Annotated in this window: 2 protein-coding genes; one reads left to right on the top strand and one right to left on the bottom strand. The window is 42.9% G+C overall.

What is annotated here, in order from left to right; all coding sequences use genetic code 11:
* Positions 1 to 309: 309 nt before the first annotated feature.
* A complete protein-coding gene (locus AB4232_RS22080; protein ID WP_182795275.1) occupies positions 310 to 696 on the bottom strand; it encodes a thiol-disulfide oxidoreductase DCC family protein in 387 nt (128 codons plus the stop codon).
* Positions 697 to 1,097: 401 nt separating this feature from the next.
* Between AB4232_RS22080 and AB4232_RS22075 the strand changes: the two genes are divergently transcribed.
* Positions 1,098 to 2,888 carry a hypothetical protein gene (locus tag AB4232_RS22075; RefSeq protein WP_372088015.1) on the top strand — a complete coding sequence of 597 codons (1,791 nt, stop codon included), beginning with the start codon at positions 1,098 to 1,100 and terminating at the stop codon, positions 2,886 to 2,888.
* Positions 2,889 to 2,964: the final 76 nt, after the last annotated feature.

The following is a 2,964-nucleotide window of genomic DNA, read 5'->3' as shown; positions in this document are numbered from 1 at the left end:
GATAACGTCGTTAGATTTTTTGATTGTAGAATAACTACTTATCGAAAAAATCCGCCTTGTTCTCCAGCTTTTTCCCTGCGCTATTTTTGACCACTTACTTACTGTGATTGGTATGACTACAAAGTTCTATAAATCATTACCCAAACGAATGTTTTGTTGTGGTAACTTGTCTCGCGAAACAGTAAACAGAATTTAAAGGACAAAACATGAAGTTTATTTGGTTAAAAGTCGCGGTTACCGTTTTAGTTTTTGCTGCGCTGTTTGGTGTGGTGTATTACAAAGTCGCAAGTGGTATGTCTTAACCAAGTACTATTTTGTGCAGCTGTTACCATCGCAGCGTGACTTTCCAGTTAGCCAGAAAGAGACTTTGTATCGGTTCTTGGCAAACCGAAGATAACACCAGTCGGCCACTGGCTTGAATATCGCCCAACGTAAAGGGGCGTATAGCCAACCTTTTCCTACTAAGCGCCACGCTTGGTAGGTCACGTCTAAGCCTAGCAGCAGTTTTCCATTCTCATCCAGTGCATGCAAAACGGTGTTGGCTGCGTCCGCATCAATCTGAGGGTAGTCTGAAAAGGCTTCGCTGTAGATATCGATGGTTTGAATCTTATTATCGACATCATGCTTGGCAAGTGCCGCCATCTCTTTTGCGCATAATGGGCATGTCCCATCGTAAAATATCGTAAGTTGTGTCATCGTCTGTTCGCCTATCATTTCACGACCTGAACCTTCAGTTACCCGTTAAGTCGGCACCCGTCAATTCAATCGCTTGTTATTCAATAATCTAGCAATGGCTACGTGATTGTACCTTTTAAAGATCACTCTCCTCGTATCAAAGCTAAAAAAATGTCTGACGTAGACACTTTGTTCATCTTTTCAAGTCCTTGATTGTTTGGTCAAATCTCGGGTTTATGGACAAAGGATAACAAAGCGTCCAATAAAGGTTTGCCTTCAATATATAAACATCAATCAATTCAACAAGTTGAACTTGGCTTGGAATATGCTCTATCGAACCTACGAATTGCTAAAGGATTTTCTCCAATTTGGGCATGACAGAAAACCCTAAAAGCATAAGTATGGATAAATGGAGAGAGAACATGAAGGTTATAAATTATTTACTTAGTGTGCTTTTGTTGTTTAGTAGCCCCCAGTTGGTGTGGGCTACTGTTGATGTGATGGAACTTGATGGTAACGCGACCAGTGATAATAGTGGTATTGATTGGGATGACGTAAATGATCCTAACAGCATGGTTGGGATTGCAGAATTTTTCGAAAAAGACCGTAACGGTATCGACCAAATCTTTTGGAAGGGTGGATCAAAAGATGATTCCGACATTACAGATTGGGCGTTCCGTACCGCGTCACCACAACCAAAAGATGACTTTACCAATGCGTATGCCGCTGCCTTTGAAAGCGAAGGTGACTTGCTGATTTACTTTGGTGCAGACCGATATGCGAACAATGGTGATATGTACATTGGCTTCTGGTTCTTACAAGACCAAGTAGGGTTGCCGGATGGGAAAACTAAGGGCGACTTTGTTGGACAGCATATCAATGGAGATATCCTTGTGCTGATTTCATTCCCACAAGCCAGTGGCGGTAATCCGTATATAGAAGTGTTGCAGTGGGATTTAAATAATGGTGATGTCACCGACAACATGACGAGAATTTTCCAAACGGACGGTGACCCTAAATCGAATGACTTCGTGGGAGCAAGATGTGACAGTGGCGCAGTCGGCGTCGAGAAGATCTGTGCGATTTCAAATGATGATTCTATCGGGGCAATTGATCTACCCAATGTACAAGGTTGGGACTATCTCGCGAAAACGGGTGAAACAACAACGATTCCAGCCGAGAGCTTTGTGGAAGGTCGATTAAACTTATCAGCTCTGTTGAATGATGAGTTTGGCATTGAGGATATTCCTTGTTTCAGTAGCTTCTTAGTGGAGTCACGAGCTTCTCGTTCGATTGATGCATCTTTGGCTGACTTCGTTGTCGGTTCATTCAGTTTATGTAGCATCAATATAGCGGCGACTTGTAACACAACCAGCTTTACGGTTGATGGTATGTTCAACATAGATTACACCGTGACGGTTACCAACACTGGCCCTGGTTCGTTAGGCACCAATGGTGACTACGAAGTGGCCTTTTTATCTGAGTCACCAATCTTAGGTGCGCTTCCAGTGGTTGGTAACGGCGATGAAGTGTGGAGTGTCGGTGAGTCATTCGCAATCATGGGGAATTATCTGTCTGTAAATAACGGTGCCGTCGGCGTGATAGATGGTGCGGTGGATCTTGATGGGCTTATCGTGAATGCTCAAGCGCCAGTGGCCTACAATTGTCCACCAATAGACTTGAGTCCAATGGTTGAGATTTCTAAGGTGTGTAATAGCTTCTTAGAGGTTGATGGCGGTCAAGTTGTGCTTAAGAAAACCTATGATGTTGAAATATGTAATACCGGTGATATCCCATTGGCCATTGAATCGCTGGTGGATTCTAAGGATGACTCTCTGAGCCGTTCTGATTTACCTACTGAAGTAGTCAACAGCAGTTATTACCTCGACTTTGCTTTACCTTGTGATGATCTTGAGGATGTGACCACATGTGGTGCTGGTAATATGTGTAGTGCATTAAGTGCCGACCCTGAGCTGTTTGCTTGTAAAACGGGTGAAGGAGAGTGGATACCGAACTTTGGTGATGCTATTGGTCAAGTGTGTACACAAGTAAGTAAAACTTATGCGCCAAATGTGTTACCAACCGGAACTGCAGGGATGCTATCTAATCAAGTGACAGCAACGTTTGACTCGCTGTTCTTACAACAAGCATTTATGGAAACATCGAACATTGCAACCTGTGATGTTTGTCCATTTACTGTACCTGAGCCATAAGTACTTTCATTAATTGAGTACAACTAAACTCCAAAGCAGCCTAGTTCGTTAGGCTGCTTTATTAGTTATTAGTTAT

The organism is Vibrio sp. 10N.286.46.A8, from assembly GCF_041470165.1.
In the GTDB taxonomy this organism is placed as follows: domain Bacteria; phylum Pseudomonadota; class Gammaproteobacteria; order Enterobacterales; family Vibrionaceae; genus Vibrio; species Vibrio tasmaniensis_A.
The sequence above is the reverse complement of the archived record's forward strand: the minus strand, read 5'-3'. Positions and strand labels throughout refer to the sequence as shown.

Coding starts and splice junctions, on each gene's coding strand:
- AB4232_RS22075 (WP_372088015.1), top strand. CDS start 1,098: ATGAAGGTTATAAATTATTTACTTAGTGTGCTTTTGTTGTTTAGTAGC.
- AB4232_RS22080 (WP_182795275.1), bottom strand. CDS start 696: ATGACACAACTTACGATATTTTACGATGGGACATGCCCATTATGCGCA.